This is a genomic window from Streptomyces sp. NBC_01232, assembly GCF_035989885.1.
GTDB lineage: Bacteria > Actinomycetota > Actinomycetes > Streptomycetales > Streptomycetaceae > Streptomyces.
The window spans coordinates 6,813,445-6,830,940 of record NZ_CP108518.1 but is presented as its reverse complement, the minus strand read 5'-3'; the positions used below and the strand labels follow the sequence as shown (position 1 = coordinate 6,830,940).

General features: G+C 70.5%; 17 protein-coding genes. 5 read left to right on the top strand and 12 right to left on the bottom strand.

The window, feature by feature from the left end:
• Positions 1 to 8: 8 nt before the first annotated feature.
• Genes OG444_RS31460 through OG444_RS31445 form a run of 4 tightly spaced genes read right to left on the bottom strand, consistent with a single transcriptional unit; the run spans position 9 to position 4,204 of the window.
• Positions 9 to 788: a CDP-alcohol phosphatidyltransferase family protein gene (locus OG444_RS31460; protein ID WP_327265385.1), complete on the bottom strand. Its 780-nt coding sequence runs from the start codon at positions 786 to 788 to the stop codon at positions 9 to 11.
• Positions 766 to 1,827 carry an iron-containing alcohol dehydrogenase family protein gene (locus OG444_RS31455; RefSeq protein ID WP_327265384.1) on the bottom strand — a complete coding sequence of 354 codons (1,062 nt, stop codon included), beginning with the start codon at positions 1,825 to 1,827 and terminating at the stop codon, positions 766 to 768. Before OG444_RS31455 ends, OG444_RS31460 begins: the two co-directional genes overlap by 23 nt.
• Entirely contained in the window at positions 1,815 to 2,579 is a 765-nt protein-coding gene (locus tag OG444_RS31450) for a phosphocholine cytidylyltransferase family protein (protein WP_327265383.1), read from the bottom strand. Before OG444_RS31450 ends, OG444_RS31455 begins: the two co-directional genes overlap by 13 nt.
• On the bottom strand, positions 2,576 to 4,204 hold the full coding sequence (locus OG444_RS31445; protein ID WP_327265382.1) for a DUF5941 domain-containing protein: 1,629 nt from the start codon (positions 4,202 to 4,204) through the stop codon (positions 2,576 to 2,578). Before OG444_RS31445 ends, OG444_RS31450 begins: the two co-directional genes overlap by 4 nt.
• On the opposite strand from OG444_RS31445, the gene OG444_RS31440 reads away from it, so the two are divergent.
• The 3 genes from OG444_RS31440 (at position 4,190) to idi (ending at position 6,925) form a co-directional block, all read left to right on the top strand.
• Positions 4,190 to 4,333 carry a hypothetical protein gene (locus OG444_RS31440; protein ID WP_327265381.1) on the top strand — a complete coding sequence of 48 codons (144 nt, stop codon included), beginning with the start codon at positions 4,190 to 4,192 and terminating at the stop codon, positions 4,331 to 4,333. The genes OG444_RS31445 and OG444_RS31440 overlap by 15 nt on opposite strands.
• A gap of 465 nt (positions 4,334 to 4,798) precedes the next feature.
• Positions 4,799 to 6,115, top strand: coding sequence for a bifunctional class I SAM-dependent methyltransferase/N-acetyltransferase (locus tag OG444_RS31435; RefSeq protein WP_327266987.1), 1,317 nt, complete (start codon positions 4,799 to 4,801; stop codon positions 6,113 to 6,115).
• 210 nt (positions 6,116 to 6,325) lie between these two features.
• The gene (idi, locus tag OG444_RS31430) at positions 6,326 to 6,925 is read left to right on the top strand and encodes an isopentenyl-diphosphate Delta-isomerase (RefSeq protein ID WP_327265380.1); all 600 of its coding nucleotides are present in this window, start codon (positions 6,326 to 6,328) and stop codon (positions 6,923 to 6,925) included.
• Positions 6,926 to 7,035: 110 nt separating this feature from the next.
• Here idi and OG444_RS31425 read toward each other — a convergent pair whose 3' ends face one another.
• Positions 7,036 to 7,545: an ATP-binding protein gene (locus OG444_RS31425; protein WP_327266986.1), complete on the bottom strand. Its 510-nt coding sequence runs from the start codon at positions 7,543 to 7,545 to the stop codon at positions 7,036 to 7,038.
• A gap of 130 nt (positions 7,546 to 7,675) precedes the next feature.
• Positions 7,676 to 8,368: an HdeD family acid-resistance protein gene (locus OG444_RS31420; protein ID WP_327265379.1), complete on the bottom strand. Its 693-nt coding sequence runs from the start codon at positions 8,366 to 8,368 to the stop codon at positions 7,676 to 7,678.
• 75 nt (positions 8,369 to 8,443) lie between these two features.
• Between OG444_RS31420 and OG444_RS31415 the strand changes: the two genes are divergently transcribed.
• Complete coding sequence (locus OG444_RS31415) at positions 8,444 to 9,214, top strand: enoyl-CoA hydratase/isomerase family protein (protein ID WP_327265378.1); 771 nt, start codon at positions 8,444 to 8,446, stop codon at positions 9,212 to 9,214.
• Between the two features lie 10 nt (positions 9,215 to 9,224).
• On the opposite strand, the gene OG444_RS31410 is transcribed toward OG444_RS31415, so the two are convergent.
• Together OG444_RS31410 and OG444_RS31405 are read right to left on the bottom strand one after the other, a co-directional pair.
• Positions 9,225 to 9,854, bottom strand: a complete 630-nt coding sequence (locus OG444_RS31410; protein WP_327265377.1) for a DJ-1/PfpI family protein — start codon at positions 9,852 to 9,854, stop codon at positions 9,225 to 9,227.
• Positions 9,855 to 9,937: 83 nt separating this feature from the next.
• On the bottom strand, positions 9,938 to 10,909 hold the full coding sequence (locus tag OG444_RS31405; RefSeq protein ID WP_327265376.1) for a GlxA family transcriptional regulator: 972 nt from the start codon (positions 10,907 to 10,909) through the stop codon (positions 9,938 to 9,940).
• Positions 10,910 to 11,009: 100 nt separating this feature from the next.
• Between OG444_RS31405 and OG444_RS31400 the strand changes: the two genes are divergently transcribed.
• Entirely contained in the window at positions 11,010 to 12,647 is a 1,638-nt protein-coding gene (locus OG444_RS31400; RefSeq protein WP_327265375.1) for an ABC-F family ATP-binding cassette domain-containing protein, read from the top strand.
• A 34-nt stretch (positions 12,648 to 12,681) separates the two neighbouring features.
• Here the strand turns inward: OG444_RS31400 and OG444_RS31395 are convergent, their stop codons facing one another.
• The 4 genes from OG444_RS31395 to OG444_RS31380 form a co-directional block, all read right to left on the bottom strand.
• Positions 12,682 to 14,139 carry a phytoene desaturase family protein gene (locus OG444_RS31395; RefSeq protein ID WP_327265374.1) on the bottom strand — a complete coding sequence of 486 codons (1,458 nt, stop codon included), beginning with the start codon at positions 14,137 to 14,139 and terminating at the stop codon, positions 12,682 to 12,684.
• A gap of 18 nt (positions 14,140 to 14,157) precedes the next feature.
• A complete protein-coding gene (locus OG444_RS31390; RefSeq protein ID WP_327265373.1) occupies positions 14,158 to 15,576 on the bottom strand; it encodes a serine hydrolase domain-containing protein in 1,419 nt (472 codons plus the stop codon).
• Positions 15,577 to 15,715: 139 nt separating this feature from the next.
• A complete protein-coding gene (locus OG444_RS31385; RefSeq protein ID WP_327265372.1) occupies positions 15,716 to 16,732 on the bottom strand; it encodes an HTTM domain-containing protein in 1,017 nt (338 codons plus the stop codon).
• Entirely contained in the window at positions 16,729 to 17,478 is a 750-nt protein-coding gene (locus tag OG444_RS31380; RefSeq protein ID WP_327265371.1) for a DUF5819 family protein, read from the bottom strand. Before OG444_RS31380 ends, OG444_RS31385 begins: the two co-directional genes overlap by 4 nt.
• Between the last annotated feature and the right edge of the window lie 18 nt (positions 17,479 to 17,496).

The window sequence follows — 17,496 nt, the reverse complement described above, 5'->3', positions numbered from 1 at the left end:
CGGGGCGCTCACTTGAGCCTGCTGGAGGCGAGGATGGACACCAGGTGGAGCACGGTCTGGAGCATCGCGATGCCGGCCAGTACGGCGACCCCGACGCGGGACCAGTAGAGGTCGCCCTGGATCTGGTCCACGACGGCCAGCACCAGGATGAGCAGCGAGGCCTCGATGCCGAGGATCAGGCGGTGGAACTTGAGCGCGGCTGCGGCCCGGCGGGCCAGCGCCATGCCCTTGGCGCGCGGCTCGGCGGCCGCGTCCTTGACCACGGGCTTGCCGGCCTGGTGGCGGGCGACGCCGACCAGGTCGGTCTCGGCCTTGATCAGGATCGCGCCGAGCGCGGCCAGGGTGCCCAGGAAGGCCCACAGCCAGTCGGCGCCGCCGGGGCCCCACAGGTCGGCGGCGCGCAGGCCGAAGCCGACCAGGACCGCCGCGTCGCAGAGGTACGCGCCGACCCGGTCCAGGTAGACCCCGGAGAGCGAGTACTGCTTCTTCCAGCGGGCGACCTCACCGTCGACGCAGTCGAGCAGCAGGTACATCTGGACCGCGACCACGCCGAGGACGGCGCCCAGGATGCCCGGCACCAGCAGCGCCGGGAGGGCGAGGACGCCGGCGAGGGTCATCAGGTAGGTCAGCTGGTTCGGCGTGACCTTGGTGGTGACCAGGACGCGGGTGATGCGCAGGGAGATCTCGCGCATGTAGAGGCGCCCGCCCCAGTGCTCGCCGCTGACCCGGTCCTTCACGCCCGCGGGGTGGACGACGGGCCTCAGTTCAGCTACGGATGGTCTTGACATAGTCGGCGTAAGCGTCCCTGATCTCGGCTGCGGACAGGTTGAGGTGCTCCAGGATCGTGAAGCGTCCCGGGCGGGTCTGGGGGGCGTACTCGACGGCCGCGACGAACTCGTCGACGCTGAAGCCGATCTCCTCGGGCCCGACCGGCAGACCGTGCCGGCGCAGTACCTCGACGAAGAGGCCCGCCTGCGCGGTGGCGCCGCGCAGGTGCATCGCGAAGGCGGCGCCGATGCCGACCTGCTCGCCGTGGAGCGCGGAGCGGCCCGGGTACAGCAGGTCGAAGGCGTGGCTGATCTCGTGGCAGGCGCCGGACGACGGCCGGGAGTCCCCGCTGATCGACATGGCGATGCCGGAGAGGACCAGCGCCTCGGAGAGCACGGTGAGGAACTCGTCGTCGCCGCATCCGCCGGGGTGGCGCAGCACGGACTCGCCGGCGGTACGCGCCATGGCGGCGGCCAGGCCGTCGACGGGCTCGCCGGTGATCTTGTGCGAGAGCTCCCAGTCGGCGATCGCCGAGATGTTGGAGATCGCGTCGCCGATACCGGCACGGATGAACCGCACCGGGGCGTCCTTGATCACGTCGAGGTCGATCACCATGGCGATCGGGGTGGGCACGCCGTAGGAACCGCGGCCGTTGTCGTTGTCCAGGATGGACACCGGCGAGCAGATGCCGTCGTGCGAGAGGTTGGTGGCGACGGCCACCATGGGCAGCCCGACCCGCGCCGCGGCGTACTTCGCGACGTCGATGATCTTGCCGCCGCCCAGGCCCACGACGGCGTCGTAGCGGCGGCCCTTTATGTCGTCGGCCAGCTTGACCGCGGAGTCGATGGTGCCGTCGACGACCGCGTACCAGTCGGCGTGCGGCAGGACGGGCTCCAGCTTGGCGCGCAGCGCCACGCCGGAGCCTCCGCTGATCGCGATGGCCAGCTTGCCGGAGGCGGAGATCCGCTGGTCGACCAGGAGGCCTGCCAGATCGTCCATCGCCCCGCGACTGATGTCGACGACGACGGGCGAGGGGATGAGCCTCGTCAGTACTGGCATGCGATCGTCCGGCCCTTGGCGAGGTCGTCGTGGTTGTCGATCTCGACCCACTTGACGTCACCGATGGGGGCCACGTCGATGGTGAAGCCGTCGTTGACGAGCTGCTGGTAGCCGTCCTCGTAGTAGAGGTCGGGGTCGCGCTCGAAGGTGGTCTTCAGGGCCTCGGCGAGCTGCTCGGCGGCCTCGGGCTCGATGAGGGTGACACCGATGTACTCGCCGGTGGCGTCGGAGGGCTCCATCAGCTTGGTGATCTTCTGGACGCCAGTCCGGGAAGCACTGCCGTCGGCGGTGACGACCTTCATTTCCTCGTCGGCCAGGTTCTTGACCGTGTCGAGGGCGAGGATGATCTTCTGGCCGTTGCCGCGGGCGGCGAGGAGCGTCTTCTCGACGGAGACCGGGTGGACGGTGTCGCCGTTGGCGAGGATCACGCCCTGCTTCAGGACGTCACGCGCGCACCACAGGGAGTAGGCGTTGTTCCACTCCTCGGCCTTGTCGTTGTCGATCAGCGTGATCTTGACGCCGTACTTGGCCTCCAGGGCCTCCCGGCGCGCGTACACGGCTTCCTTGCGGTAGCCGACGACGATGGCGACCTCGGTGAGACCGACCTCGGCGAAGTTGCCCAGCGTCAGGTCGAGAACCGTGATGCTCTCCTCGTCGCCCTCGGGGCCGACGGGCACGAGGGCCTTGGGCAGGGTGTCGGTGTAGGGACGCAGGCGGCGTCCGGCCCCGGCAGCGAGTACAAGGCCGATCATGCTGGTTCTCCTTCGTCATGTACGGCGGGTGCTCCGGAGGAGACCCAGAATCGGATGCTCTCCACGAGCACCACGAGTGCCACGAACACGGCCAGGACCGTGAGCGCGACGGGGAAGTCCGCTTCGCGCGACGCGAGGACGGCCGCCAGGACCGTGATCAGCAGGACCCGGCCTTCGTGGCCGCCGATCGTCCGCACCAGCCAGTGCGGGGGCGCGCCGGTGCCACCGCGGATGCGGTACACCGTGTCGTAGTGATGGTAGGCGACCGCCGCGATCAGGCCGAATGCCGCCGGAAGGGCCCCGGGGACGTCCGCCTTGACGGCGAGCGCGAGCACCGTGACGTACTCGGCCGCCCTGAACAGCGGCGGGATCAGCCAGTCCAGTGCGCCCTTCAGCGGCGCGGCGACGGCGAGGCCCGAGGCCATGACATAGATCACCGCGACGGCGATCAGCCGCGGGTCGCCGAACGGCAGGAACACGGCGCCCGCGACCATCACCACCGTGCCCAGGGCGGCCACGTACACGGAGCCGAAGGATCCGGCGCGGCCGCGCAGCAGCCGGCCCTGGAGCTCGGCGAGCGGGCCGGAGTCGGCCAGGTCGGCCAGGGCCCGGGCCGCGCGGTCGGTGCGGGTGGCCTTGCGCGTCAGGGAGCGCAGGACCCGCCCGGCGGTGGTGTAGAGGGCGCCGAAGGCGCAGCCGATCAGCAGGGCGTAGAAGACGATCCGCGGGGTGGTGAAGGCGGTCAGCACCGCGATCATCGCCCAGCGCTCACCGATCGGAAGGATGATCATCCGGCGGATCCACACGGTCCAGCCGACGCTGTCGAGGCGGTCGGAGAGGGCCGCCGTCGGGGACGTGTTGGCGGTGGCGTCGTGGTTGGCCTCGTTGAAGGAGAAGTCCACGACGTGCCTGCAGGTCATGAGGATCATGGAGCCGACGGCCAGGGCCCAGACGTCGTCGCCGTTGCTGGCCGCGCCGAGCGCGAGACCCGCGTAGAAGGAGTACTCCTTCGCGCGGTCGAAGGTGGCGTCGAGCCAGGCACCCATCGTCGAGTACTGGAGCGAGTAACGGGCGAGCTGCCCGTCGGTGCAGTCCAGTACGAAGGAGACGAGGAGCAGCACACCGGCCGCGACGTAGCCCCAGCGGTCACCGGTGGCCGCGCAGCCGGCCGCGATCAGCGCGGTGATCAGCGAGGCGGTGGTCACCTGGTTCGGGGTCAGGCCGCGGCGCGCGCACCAGCGGGCGATGTAGCGCGAGTACGGGCTGATGCAGAAGGTGGTGAAGAAGCCGTCGCGGGACTTCACGGCGGTGCGCAGGCGCACGGCCTCGTCGTCGACGGCGTCGACGGCGGCGACGGCCGCGTCGCGCTCCGCCGGGCCGGCGGGGACGGCGGCGACGAGCGTGCCCAGTTCGGGGCGCTGGACGGTGGTCCCGGCGGCCTCGACCGCGGCGGCGAGGCGGTCCGCGTACGGGCCCGCCCCGTCGGTCTCCGCGGCGGCGGCACCGGCGGCGGCCTTGTCGAGGGCCTCGCGGGCGCCGGCCTGGACGGCCAGCGCACCGGTGACGGCGCAGGCGTCGAAGCGCGGGTCGGTCAGGGCGAGGCGCAGCGCGTGCACGTGCCCCACGAAGGCGCTGTCCACGACGGCCACCCGCTGGTCGGCGGGTACGCCGGCCAGTGCGGCTGCGGCGTCCTGCGGGCCGGCGGCCGGGCGGACGTCGAAGCCGAGGGAGCGCAGCTCGTCCGCGAGCGGTGATCCGGGGACCGGCAGGCCGGTGAGGATGACGGTCGGCAGACGAACTCACTCCTTGTAACGGATTCCGAACGCGCGCCTGATGGGGAGGCGGCACGTCGGCAGAGGCTATCGGATGAATGGAAGCAGGGGTTCATCACCCGTTTACGCCCCGATAAGCCGAATATTCGGGCCCACCGGCCGGGTTCGGATCATCATTGACGATCACGGCGCGGTACCACAAACGGCCCGGATGTTACGGTGGACACGCCCCTGAACGTGTCGAGTGGAAAGAGGTGGGTTGATGACCGTCGTAGTGGTCGCGGCCATGCGCAGCGAACTCCGGTGCATCCCCCATTCCTTCCGGGCATCCGGCCGGGCCTGATCACACAGCTGGGCCCTCGTCGGCCGGAGCCCCCGTTTCAAGGGTTCACGTTGACCGACAGCAATACCTTCGACGAAGACTTCATCGACGACACCAACGGCGACATCAACGACGAGTTCGATGGTGCCGACGATTTCACGCGCGCCTTCTTCGCCCTTCACCACGGCCTGCCCCGGCAGGCTCCGGGCTCCGACGCGACCACCCGCCACCTGCTGTCCCTGTGCGGACCGCTGCCCGAGCGGCCGCGCGTCCTCGACCTGGGCTGCGGTCCGGGCCGCAGCGCCCTGCTGCTCGCCGCCGAGGCGGGCGGACCGGGCACGGGCGGACCGGGGAGCGGCGGCGCCGAGGTGACCGCCGTCGACCTGCACGCCCCCTTCCTCGGCGAGCTCCGTACGGCCGCCGCGGCCCGCGGGCTCGCCGACCGGGTCCGCACGGTAGAGGCCGACATGGGCGCCCTCCCGCAGGGGGGCTTCGAGGACGGTTCCTTCGACCTCGTCTGGGCGGAGGGCTCCGCCTACATCCTCGGCTTCGACGCCGCGCTCGCGCGGTGGAAGCGGCTGCTCGCCCCGGGCGGCACTCTCGTCCTGACCGAGTGCCAGTGGTCGGCCCCCGAACCGTCCGCCGGCGCCCGCGCCTTCTGGGACCCGCACTGCGCGCTGCGCACCACCGCCGGCAACCTCGCGGCCGCCCAGGCCGCCGGGTACCGGGTGCTCGGCGTGCACGACCTGCCCGACTCGGACTGGGCCGAGTACTACGGCCCGCTCGCCGAGCGGGTCCGCGACCGGACCGTCGCGGCCGGCCCCGCCATGGCGAGGGCACTGGCCGCGACGCGCGAGGAGCTCGACGTACGGGCCCGCCACGGCCACGAGTACGGGTACACGGGCTACGTCCTGCGCCCGGTGACCGCCGGGGACGGCGACGCCTGGCCCGCCCGCCCGGAGACCGCGGCCGACGCGGCCGCCGTACGGGAGGTCAACCTGGCGGCGTTCGAGACGCCGCTGGAGGCCGACCTCGTGGACGCGCTGCGCGCGGACGGCTCCTGGCTGCCCGGACTGTCGTACGTGGCCGAGGCCCCGGACGGGTCGGTGGCGGCGCACGCCCTGCTGACCCGGTGCGAGGTCGACGGCGCCCCGGCGCTCGCCCTCGCACCGGTGGCGGCCGATCCCGCGCTGCAGCGCTCGGGCGCGGGCAGCTCGGTCGTACGGGCGCTGCTCGCGGCCGCCCGGGAGCGCGGGGAGTCACTGGTCCTCGTCCTCGGACACCCGGCGTACTATCCGCGCTTCGGTTTCGTACCGGCGTCGCACTTCGGGATCCGGGCACCGTTCGAGGTGCCGGACGAGGCGATGATGGCGCTGGTGCTGGACGATCGCGTTCCGGTGCCGTCGGGGACGATCAGGTATCCGGCCCCGTTCGGCGTCTGACGGCTGCGCGACGTCATGCGACGTGACGCGTGAGTGATCCGCCCCCTGTCGCCCGAGGGGTGTCCTGCCGATCGGGCCCGCGAGCCCGGCGTGATCGACAAGGCACCCCCTAGCACGCGGCGGGGGGCGGACATGCGCGGATCTCCGAAGTGGGGACAAGCCGCTTTTGTACGGCAGACTGAGGGCCGAAGTCCGAAGCGAAGGATGGGTATGCCGACCACACCAGCCACCGCCGCGAACAGCGCGTCCAACGGCACCGGTACTCAAGAACCGATCATGCTCGAACTGGTCGACGAGTCCGGCAACACCATCGGCACGGCGGAGAAGCTCTCCGCCCATCAGGCGCCCGGGCAGTTGCACCGGGCGTTCTCCGTGTTCCTCTTCGACGAGCAGGGCCGTCTGCTGCTCCAGCAGCGGGCCCTCGGGAAGTACCACTCCCCCGGCGTCTGGTCGAACACCTGTTGCGGTCACCCCTACCCCGGGGAGTCGCCGTTCGCGGCCGCGGCGCGGCGGACCCACGAGGAGCTGGGGCTGTCGCCCTCGCTGCTCGCGCAGGCGGGAACCGTGCGCTACAACCATCCGGACCCCGCATCGGGTCTGGTGGAGCAGGAGTTCAATCACCTGTTCGTGGGACTTGCGCAGGCCGCCGTACGGCCGGATCCGGAGGAGGTCGAGGACACCGCCTTCGTCACCGCCGAGGAACTGGCGAAGCGGCACACGGAAGTTCCGTTCTCGGCCTGGTTCATGACCGTGCTCGACGCGGCACGGCCCGCGATCCGCGAACTGACCGGCGACGCGGCGGGCTGGTAGCCCGTACGCCGTCCCGCTGTTCCGCCGTCCCGCTGTTCGTCCCGCTCCTGAGCCCTCCCGCTGTTCCGCCGTCCGCCGCTGCGCGGCCCTGCCGCCGCGCCGGCCGCCGCTCAGCGGGCGGCCGGCGGGGCGGTGAGCGGCGGGGCGGTGAGGGGCAGGGCGGCCCAGATCACCTTGCCGCCGGTCGAGGTGTGCTCGACGTCGCAGACACCGCCGGCCTCCAGGGTGACCTCCCGTACCAGGAGCAGACCCCGGCCGCCGGTCTGGCCGAAGTCGGCCTCCAGTGCCTTGGGGCGGTAGGGGTGGTTGTCCTCGACCGCCACCCGTACCCACGCGCGGCCGATCGCGACCTCGACCGCGACCTCCGGCGAGAGCAGGGCTGCGTGCCGGACCGAGTTCGTCACCAGTTCGGAGACGATCAGGAGCAGGGAGTACACCAGGTCCTGATGGGCCGGCACCCCCTGGCGCCCGAGCAGGTCCCTGACCGCGCGGCGGGCCTGCGGAACGGATTCTTCAACCGCGGGCGCGGTGAACCTCCACACTCCCTCGTAGGCGAGGGGGTCGGCCGGAGCCTCCGCCTCACCCTCCTTGGCTGGCGGGACGCTCCCGCTGACATCCATCTTCCGTCCCCCGTCTTCACGCTCGATCGTCTCCACGCGACAAGAGTGGTGAACGGGCTGGTCCGGACCCGACTGCTGACCAGAAGTCAGCGCCTATAGGACACTTTCTGACCACTGGCGTATGACGGAGTCAGTTGTTCGACTGTTCCTGATCTTCTGTCGGACGCTTCTCGGCCGCCTCGCCCGCCCCGTCCGCGGCGCCGGCCTCCTCCGTGACCTCGTCCTCCCTGACCAACCCCAGGATGCGCCGGGACCCCATGCCCATGGCCACCAGGCTCAGCCCGTCGAACAGCAGGGCGAGGGAGAAGAAGGTTCCGATCACGTACAGACTGTTGCCGGGCCAGTTGGAGAGGATCAGGAACCCCAGCAGGATGCCGAAGGCGCCCTGGACGACCGCGAGCCCGAAATGGGATCCACGCACCACCAGCGCTCCGACCAGCCGGAACAGTCCACCGATGAGGAAGAGGAGCGCGGCGAACATCGTCAGCGCCTCGGCGCTCGCCTCGGGGCGGCGAAGGATCACGAAACCCGCGGCGAGGTTGATCGCGGCGACGACGACGGCGAGCCAGAAGTAATTGCTCCTGCGGGACTGCACGGCCTGCAGCAGGCCCACCACACCGCCGATCAGCAGCAGCCAGCCGAAGAGGAACATCGTGGTGAGCGTGGCCAGGCCCGTGTAGACCAGTCCGACCAGACCGGCCAGCACCAGAACCACTCCGAGCCCGGTCATCATCGCGAAGCTGCGGCTGAGCTTCTTCTTCTCCCGCTGCGGTTCGGGGCCCCCGACCCTCGCCCCGGTGCGGTCTGCACGGTCTGTGCCCATGGACGCGCCACCTCCTCGCACCCCCGACGGACTCCCTTGATCATAGGTACGACCGCCCGGGATAGCATCCGGCGCATGGACGCAGCCCAGGACGCAGCCCTCCTCCACACGGTCGCCGACGGGGTGGCCACCGTCGTCATCTCCCACCCCGCCAAGCGCAACGCCATGACCGCCGCCATGTGGCGGGCGCTCCCGGAGCTGCTGACGGACCTGGCGAAGGACCCGGCGGTACGGACGCTCGTGCTGACCGGGGCCGGAGCGACCTTCTGCGCGGGCGCCGACATCTCCTCCCTGACCGGGGAGGCCGGGGCCGCCGGGGAGGACGACCCGCGGGCCCTGGCCGTGGCGGCCGAGGAGGCCCTGGCCGCCTTCCCCAAGCCCACGCTGGCGGCGATCCGCGGCTTCTGCGTGGGCGGCGGCAGCCAGCTGGCGGCCGCCTGCGACCTGCGCTTCGCCGAGGAGGGGTCCTCGTTCGGCGTGACCCCGGCCAGGCTGGGCATCGTCTACCCGGCCTCCTCCACCCGCAGGCTGGCGTCCCTGGTCGGCCCCGCGTGGGCCAAGTACCTCCTCTTCTCCGCGGAGCTGATCGGCGCGGAGGCGGCGCTGCGCGCGGGATTCCTGAACGAGCTGCTGCCGGCCGGTCGACTCGACGGACGCGTGGCGGAGTTCACCCGGATCCTGGCCTCCCGCTCGCAGCTGACCCAAGCGGCGGCCAAGGAGTTCGCGGACGGCCGGACCGACCGGGACGCGTACTGGGAGGACCGGGCGGCCGCGGGTCAGGACACGGCGGAAGGGGTCACCGCGTTCCTGGAGCGCCGCGCTCCGCTCTTCACCTGGACCCCGTGACGGCGACCCCTCAGCCCGGCATGTGGTTGCCCCGCAGCATCTCGACGAGGGCGGCCGGGGCCTTGTCGGGCGAGCCCGCGTCGTAGGGCGGCTGGGGGTCGTACTCGGTCATCAGCTGGACGGCCCGGGCGAAGTCGTCGCCGGCGATCCGGCCGAGCAGGGTGAGCCCCATGTCGATCCCGGAGGACACCCCGGCGGCGGTGACGTACTTTCCGTCGAACACCACGCGCTCGCCCGTGGGCCGGGCCCCGTGCCCGGGCAGCTGGTCCAGGTAGAGCCAGTGGCTGGTGGCCCGCCGCCCGTCGAGCAGCCCGGCGGCGGCCAGCAGCAGGGAACCGGTGCACACCGAGGTGGTCCAGGTGGTGGTGGCGTCGACCGTGCGCAGCCAGTCCATGACCACGGGATTGGCCATCTCCCGCTCGGGATGGGGCCCGCCGGGCACGATGACGATGTCGGGCCGGGTGACCTCGTCGAGCCCCTTGTCGGCGACGAGCGCGAGCGATCCGTTGTCGGTCCGCACGGGCCCCGGCCGTTCGGAGACGAAGACGACCTCGGCGTCGGTCAGCCGCCCGAGGGTGTCGAAGGGCCCGATGGCGTCGAGGGCGGTGAAGTGGTCGTAGAGCAGTACGGCGATCTGCATGGCTCCTCCGGAGCGGTGGTCGGAACACGACGCCGTCCCCTGGGCGGGGCGGCTCCTTCTTCTGGGCACGCCGGGGCCGGCCCTCAGGGGCGGACCGTGCCGAAACGGCGCCTGTACTCGGCGGGGGGCTGGCCGAGCGTCCTCAGGAACGCCCGTCGCATCGCCTCCGGGGTCCCGTAGCCGCAGGCCCGGGCGATCTGCGCGATCCCTTCCCCGCTCTCCTCCAGCAGCCGACGCGCGTGGTCCACCCGCACCCGTTCGACGTACCGGCCGGGCGTGACCCCGGTCTCGGCGCGGAAGGCCCGGGCGAAGTGCCGCGGCGACAGCCGGGCACGGGCGGCGAGGTGCTCGACGCCCAGGTCCTCCCCCGGGTGCTCGCTGATCCACTGCTGCACGTCCCGCAGCGGGTCCCGGCGGGCGGTCTGGGCCGACAGCTGGGCGCTGAACTGTGCCTGGTTGCCGGGCCGGCGCAGGAACACCACCAGGTGCCGGGCGATCGTCAGGGCGACGTCCTGCCCGTGGTCCTCCTCCACCAGCGCCAGGGCGAGGTCGATCCCCGCCGTGACCCCGGCCGAGGTGGCCACCGGTCCGTCCCGTACGTAGATCGGGTCCGGGTCGACGGCGACGGCCGGGTAGTCCCGCGCCATCCGCTCGCAGGCGTACCAGTGGGTCGTCGCCCGCCGTCCGTCCAGGAGCCCCGCCTCGGCCAGCAGCAGTCCTCCCGTGCACACGGAGACCAGCCGCTCCGCTCCACCCCCGTGGGTACGGAGCCAGTCGGTGAGCCTGGGCTCGAAGTCCGCGGTGAACCGCCCTCCGGGGACCAGCACCGTGGTCCCGGGCCCCGGGCGGGCGCTCTCCAGCTCCCCGTCCGGCACCAGGGTCAGCCCGCTGCCGGTGCGGACGGGCCCGCCTCCCGGCGACACCGTCCGGATCGCGTACCCTGCCCGCCCCGGAAAGCGGGCGAGCGCGGCGAACACCTCCACCGGCCCGGTCACGTCCAGGCTCTGGACCCCTTCGTAGAGGAGGACGAGGACGGTGCGCGGCGGCGAGGACATGACTCCATGGTGTTGCGCCGCCGTGATGGCCGCAATGACGTGCTTCCCACCTATCCGGCCATGCCGGGCCCCGTCCGCGCGCGGATAGGATCGGCACATCATGACTGCAACCCTCGTCGCCAAGAAGCTCACCGCCGCGCACGGTGAGCGCACCCTCTTCGCCGATCTCGACCTCGTCGTCGCCCCCGGCGACGTCATCGGCCTCGTCGGCGTGAACGGCGCCGGGAAGTCGACCCTGCTGCGGCTCCTCGCCGGCCTGGACACCCCCGAGACCGGTGAGCTGCGGCTCTCCCCGCCCGGCGCCGCCGTCGGTCACCTCCCGCAGGAGCCGGAGCGCCGGCCCGAGGAGACGGTCCGCGAGTTCCTGGCCCGCCGTACGGGCGTGGCCGCAGCGCAGGCGGAGCTCGACGAGGCGACGCAGGGCCTGGTGGACGGGACGCCGGGTGCGGACGACGCGTACGCGACCGCGCTGGACCAGTGGCTGAACCTCGGCGGGGCCGACCTCGACGAGCGGGCCCAGGAGATCGCCGACGACCTCGGCCTCGCGGTCGGTCTCGACCTGCCCATGACGGCGCTCTCCGGCGGCCAGGCCGCCCGCGCGGGCCTGGCCTCGCTCCTCCTCTCCCGGTACGACGTCTTCCTGCTCGACGAGCCCACCAACGACCTCGACCTCGACGGTCTGGAGCGGCTGGAGCGGTTCGTCAAGGGACTGCGCGCCGGCACCGTCGTGATCAGCCACGACCGCGAGTTCCTTACCCGGACGGTCACCAAGGTCCTCGAACTCGACCTGGCCCAGCAGCAGATCAACCTCTACGGCGGCGGATACGACTCCTACCTGGAGGAGCGCGAGCGCGCCCGCAACCACGCCCGCGAGGAGTTCGAGGAGTACGCGGGGAAGAAGTCGGCGCTCGAGGGCCGGGCCCAGATGCAGCGCAACTGGATGGACAAGGGCGTGCGCAACGCCCGCCGCAAGGCCTCCGACAACGACAAGATCGGCAAGAACCTGCGCGGCGAGTCGAGCGAGAAGCAGGCCGCCAAGGCCCGTCAGACGCAGCGGGCGATCGAGCGGCTGGACGTCGTCGACGAGCCCCGCAAGGAGTGGGAGCTGCGCATGGAGATCGCGACCGCCCCGCGCTCCGGCGCGGTGGTGGCCACCCTGCGCGAGGCGGCCGTCCGGCGCGGGGACTTCTCCTTCGGCCCGGCGAGCCTGCAGATCGACTGGGCGGACCGGGTGGCGATCACCGGGGCCAACGGCGCCGGCAAGTCCACGCTCCTCGCCGTCCTGCTGGGCCGGGTGACCCCGGATTCCGGCTCCGCCACCCTCGGCTCCGGCGTCCTGGTCGGCGAGGTCGACCAGGCGCGCGGTCTGTTCCTCGGCGACGAACCGCTTCTCGAGGCCTTCTGCGCGGCGGTCCCCGAGACCGAGCCGGCCGAAGTCCGCACTCTGCTGGCCAAGTTCGGCCTCAAGGCGGCCCATGTCCTGCGCCCGGCGGCCACCCTCTCCCCGGGCGAGCGCACCCGTGCGGCGCTGGCCCTGCTCCAGGGCCGCGGGGTGAACCTGCTGGTCCTGGACGAGCCGACCAACCACCTCGACCTCCCGGCGATCGAGCAGCTGGAGGCCGCCCTCGACGCCTACGAGGGCACCCTCCTCCTGGTCACCCACGACCGCCGCATGCTGGACGCGGTGCACGTGACCCGTCGCCTGGAGGTCTCCGGCGGCAAGGTCACCGAGATCTAGGGCCGAAGTCCCCCACGCCGAGACCCACTTGGCTTCAGGAGCGGGGGGCGAGGGATGGCGCCGTCCGGACTCCGTATTCGCGGCGCAGCAGCGAAAGCGCGGCGAGATGGCCCGACATGCCGTGAACGCTCGGCCCCGGCGGGGTGGAGGCGGAGCCCAGATACAGACCTGGCACGGGGGTGCGGTAAGGGTCGGCCTGGGCAACCGGGCGCAGAACGCTCTGGGTGAGCGTCATGGCGCCGGATGCGATGTCACCGCCCACGTAGTTGGGGTTGTAGGCCTCGTATCCGGAGGCGGAGATGCCCTGTTGGGCGACGATGGTGTCGGTGAAACCCGGGGCGTAGCGCTCGATGCGCGCGCGCACGATCTCGACCGGGTCCCGGGTGTCGCCGTTCGGTACGTGCGCGTAAGCCCATACCGGGCGCTTGCCGGGCAGGCCTCTCGTGGGGTCTGCCGTCATGGGGTCGACCACAAGGACGAAGGGCTCATCGGTGGCGATGCCCTTTGATGTGAGGGTCTCCTGGTGGAACATCTCACGCTGGGTTCCCCCGAGGTGGACCGTCCCGGCCCTGCCGACCTCGGGGTCGGCCCATGGGATCGGGTCGGATACGAGGAAATCCACCTTGGCGGCGCCGGGGCCGTAGCGGAAGCGCTCGAGGCGGCGGGTGTAGCGGGCGGGCAGTCTGCTGCCGGCGATCTGCAGCAAGCCCTTCGGGCTGGTGTCGAGCAGTACCGCGCCGGCGTGGTCGAGTTCCCGGAGATCGGTGATGCGGCGCCCTGTGTGGATCGTTCCGCCGTGCGCCGTGATGTCGTCCGCCATGGCCTGGGCGATGCGGACGCTGCCGCCCCGTGGAATCGGCCATCCCGTGCCGTGTGCAAGGTGTCCCAGGAGCAGGGCCACCGCACCGGCGGCGAGGCTGGGCAGTCTGCCGACGGCATGAGCGGCGACTCCTGTGAGCAACGACCGTGCCCGCTCGGTTCGGAACACTCCGCCGGCGAGCGGACTGCCGTGTGCAAGGACTCTGGGCGCCAGCACGAAGGGGGCACGGAGGTCGTGGGGGATGCGGCGCTGGCCGGAGAGGAGCATGTCGACGACGCCCGTGCTGCGATCGAGCAGAGGCTCCATCGTCGCCCTCCAACGGGCACCGTCGGGTCCGAGATGCCGGCACGTGGCGTCCAGATCACGAAACGCGAGGCCTGCACGGGTGCCGTCCATGGGGTGGGCGTAACTGATCTCGGGGTGCAGGAGCTCTACGCCGCGGGCGGCGAGGTCGAACTCGCGAAAGAACCGTGACGCCGCAGCCATCGGGTGGACGGCCGCGCAGATGTCATGGAGTACGTCGCTGTCGAAGAGGGGTTTGGATCGCAGCCCTCCGCCGATTTCGTCTGCGGCCTCGTACAGCTCGACACGCAGTCCGGCGCGGGCCAGGGTCACCGCGGCCGCCAGGCCGTTGGGCCCCGTTCCCACCACTGCGGCGTGGGTACGGCTCATGGATACCTCATCCTTTTCTCAGAGCTCGGCGGCTATGACGAGCAGAAGCAGCAACAGCAGAGCCCCTGCGTACCGGGCCGTCGGGAGAACGGCTCCTTCCCCTGCCTGCTGGTCCCGGTCGTCGTCCGGTGACGGACCTCGGCGGATGCCCAGCACGATGCCGGCGGAGAGGCCGGCCATTCCGAGCGCCCATGCGATGGGCGGAACCGACAGCCAGTCACCGGTGCGCCGTACGAGGATCAGCAGGGCGAGTCCGAAGACGGCACTGATGCCGAGATGGGCCCAGTGGATCCGCTTCGGGAATCTGCGCCGGGCCACGTAGAGAACAGGGCCTGCCGCTCCTGCGCTGCACAGCACGGTCAGTGCGGTCCGAGTGGCGTCGGGTGCGGGGTGGCCCGCGTCTGCGGTGAGACCCAGGAGGCGCGTCCCGATGGCCTGGACGGGGCGGTTCGTATTGGAGAGAACGACAACGCCTTTGTGGCCCGACCGGTCGAAACCCATGTAAGAGGTGAATCCGCCGGATACTCCGTCGTGCCAGGTGATCTCCCGGCCCTGCGTCCGGGTGGTGTACCAGCCCAGTCCGATCTCCCCGGCCCTCCCGGCGTCGAACCGCGGCACGGCTGCATCGGCACCGGGCGCGGCGCCGCTCAGCTGGGCCTGCAGCAGGCGCGCGAGGTCTTCGCTCGTCGACCAGACGTCGCCTGCCGGTGTGTAGCCCGAGGCCAGCCAGTGCTCCATGACAACACCGTTGGATTTGTATCCCGTTGCACTGTTGGGCGGTGCGGTGGCGTCGGAGTGCACCATGCGCGTGCCCCGCATGTCCAGCGGCGTGAGCACGTGCTCCTGCAGGAGCTGTTCGTACGGCTTGTCCAGCACGCGAGCGGCCGTCTGGCCGGCGAGCGCCATACCGAGGTTCGAGTACCGAAATCTTCCGGCTCCTGAGGCAACGGCATTCCGTCCGGCTGTGAACACGTCCTCTTGGGTCATACCGCGATAGGGGTCCCTGCCCAGGGTTCTGAGTCCTGCCCCTCGAAGGAACGTGTCGAGATTCGCGGGCATCAGGTCGAGCCCGGCCCGGTGGCTCGCCAGGTCACGGAGGGGGGCGGATCCCAAGGCCCTGTCACGGAAGCTCATATCGGGCAGGAGCTCCTGCAGGGGTACATCGAGGTCCAGGCTCTTCCGGGAGGCGAGTTCGGCGAGGAGCATGCCCGTCATCGGTTTGCCGAGTGAGCCGGCTTCGAAGACGGTGGACTGGTCGACGCCGGGATGCTCGGGGTTGCCCGATCCACCGAGGCCCGCGAAGCGAACCCGATCCCCTTCGATGAGGGCTACGGCGATCCCACGGTATCCGCGTACGTCGCCGGCCGCCGCGCGCACCTGAGCGGCGAGCGCGGCATCACCCGTCGTTGCGCTGCTGAGCGCCGGTGGGCGGGGCATGAGGAACATCCCGGAGCTCAGTGCCACCAAGACCATGGCGGTCAGCAGGAGCAGGCCGCGGAACCCATGCCGAGGCCTCCGCGCCCACTTCTCCCGAGCCGCACTCGACCCCGGCGCCGGCCCCGGCACCTTGTTCGTCTCAGGCGGCATTGGCCGCAGGTTCAAGGCTTTCGCGCCTGCCGAACAGCTGCCGCATCCTCTGGGCGAGGTGGCGGTAGTGGTCGTCTCCCATGATGAGCAGTTCCAGCGCGATCATGGTGGCGGAGAAGGTGAGCAGACCGCTCATGAATACGGCGATCCCCAGGTGCATAAGAATGCCGCCGGTGACAGCGAGGGGCCGCAGGGAGCGCTTCAGAAGAAGGAACGAGAAGGCGATCTGGAAGAATACGGTCGCGTATGTCATCGCCACTACCAGAGTGGCGTGCTCGTAGAAGATGTGATTGACACCGGGCCAACCGAACTCCCCCACACGGAGGATGTAATAGAGCGCGGTCCCGTTCTGCCAGCGCTCTCCCTGAACCTTGTACATTCCGGAAACAAGGTAGATCGTGCACACCTGGAGGACGACTGCGAGCAGCGCGGTGTGATGCAGCAGCGATCCGATCCGGTACCGCATCGATTCCGTATCGGGCATCACCTGCTTCCCGCGGCGCACTGAGGCATCGAGCGAGAATCGGGCACCACAGTCGGCGAACACGAGAAAGAGGAGGACGATGACGGTCGCGTTGTCGCCCCCGTCGAGCAGCATCGGGTTTCTCTGCTGAAGCGACCACAGGAATACATAGTGCAACAACGTCATGGCCCGGGTCTTCCATCCCAGCATGAACAGCAGGGCAATCACTGCACCGACGTGGAAGCACAGCTCGAACCACGCCTGGGACTTGCTGAATTCATAGATGGAGAAGACATCGCTCTCCGGCGCCGTGAAGTTCTGCCAGGGCCACACTCCTTCCGGTCCCCAGAGGTAGCTTCGCCGGAAATAGTCCCGAAGATAGAACCAGAACCCGATGGCCCCCAGCGCGATTCTGGTGAGAGCCGCTCCGGTGAGCGCGCTCCGGCTGCCGCTGAAGCTCTCGAGCCGGGAGTACACCATTCCCTTGATGCCGGCAAGCGCAGTGTTCGACCGGGCGTCGGCTCGGAATTCCTTTTTCGTCACTGCTCCACCTTAACCGGCCTCGCCCAATCCAGGTCGTAGTAGGAAATCTTTCCCTTTGCGTCACGTGAGTAGCGCTGCGAGAATCTGGGAAACTCGTTGGTCGCGATCCGGACCTGCACATATTCGAGATCGGGACCCCACAGCTTGCCGGCCTCGGCGCTCGCGAATGACTGGGCGAACAGGGCCGCCTGGTCACGGGCGTCCTTCTCGTCCGGAGTGAGAGGAGGATCTTCCTTTCTGTTCTTTTCCTGCTCCTCATTGCCCGGCTCGCGGGGACCCTGATTCTTGCTTCTCATCTTTTCGAGTTCAGGGTTGGGCCAGGATTCGAGCAGCTGCGGCAGGCCCGAGCCGACACGGAACTCTCTGGATGGCCAGAAGCGCTCGCCGTAGAGTTTCAGCAGACCCGGGGACGTCACATCCACCCATTCCGTGGTGACGGTCGATCCGTCCGGCTGACGCTTCTGGGCCCGCACCAACACGCCCTTGTCCCTGTCCACGGGGTCCGGCGCAAACAGATGCCAGTCCTGACCGAAGTGCGGCAGCATGTAGGCGTTGACTTCTTCGCCGTACTTCTCTTTCAGCGGATTGAACGGCATTTCATGCAGGGCCGTCATGCCGAAATGAAAGGCCAGCACGAGCGGGATGACAGCGCCGGCCGCCAGCAGCCCGACCCTCCTGGGTCTGCTCCAGTGTGCGAGCGGCGCACTTTCGAGAGTTGACTGTTCCACCGTTTCGGTCGCCTCCAAGCGAGCCCGTGCGGCGGG

Excerpts from the sequence above, each read along its gene's own strand:
- OG444_RS31460 (WP_327265385.1), bottom strand. The coding sequence starts at position 788 with ATGTCAAGACCATCCGTAGCTGAACTGAGGCCCGTCGTCCACCCCGCG.
- OG444_RS31455 (WP_327265384.1), bottom strand. The coding sequence starts at position 1,827 with ATGCCAGTACTGACGAGGCTCATCCCCTCGCCCGTCGTCGTCGACATC.
- OG444_RS31450 (WP_327265383.1), bottom strand. The coding sequence starts at position 2,579 with ATGATCGGCCTTGTACTCGCTGCCGGGGCCGGACGCCGCCTGCGTCCC.
- idi (WP_327265380.1), top strand. The coding sequence starts at position 6,326 with ATGCCGACCACACCAGCCACCGCCGCGAACAGCGCGTCCAACGGCACC.
- OG444_RS31425 (WP_327266986.1), bottom strand. The coding sequence starts at position 7,545 with ATGGATGTCAGCGGGAGCGTCCCGCCAGCCAAGGAGGGTGAGGCGGAG.
- OG444_RS31420 (WP_327265379.1), bottom strand. The coding sequence starts at position 8,368 with ATGGGCACAGACCGTGCAGACCGCACCGGGGCGAGGGTCGGGGGCCCC.
- OG444_RS31415 (WP_327265378.1), top strand. The coding sequence starts at position 8,444 with ATGGACGCAGCCCAGGACGCAGCCCTCCTCCACACGGTCGCCGACGGG.
- OG444_RS31410 (WP_327265377.1), bottom strand. The coding sequence starts at position 9,854 with ATGCAGATCGCCGTACTGCTCTACGACCACTTCACCGCCCTCGACGCC.
- OG444_RS31405 (WP_327265376.1), bottom strand. The coding sequence starts at position 10,909 with ATGTCCTCGCCGCCGCGCACCGTCCTCGTCCTCCTCTACGAAGGGGTC.
- OG444_RS31400 (WP_327265375.1), top strand. The coding sequence starts at position 11,010 with ATGACTGCAACCCTCGTCGCCAAGAAGCTCACCGCCGCGCACGGTGAG.
- OG444_RS31395 (WP_327265374.1), bottom strand. The coding sequence starts at position 14,139 with ATGAGCCGTACCCACGCCGCAGTGGTGGGAACGGGGCCCAACGGCCTG.
- OG444_RS31390 (WP_327265373.1), bottom strand. The coding sequence starts at position 15,576 with ATGCCCCGCCCACCGGCGCTCAGCAGCGCAACGACGGGTGATGCCGCG.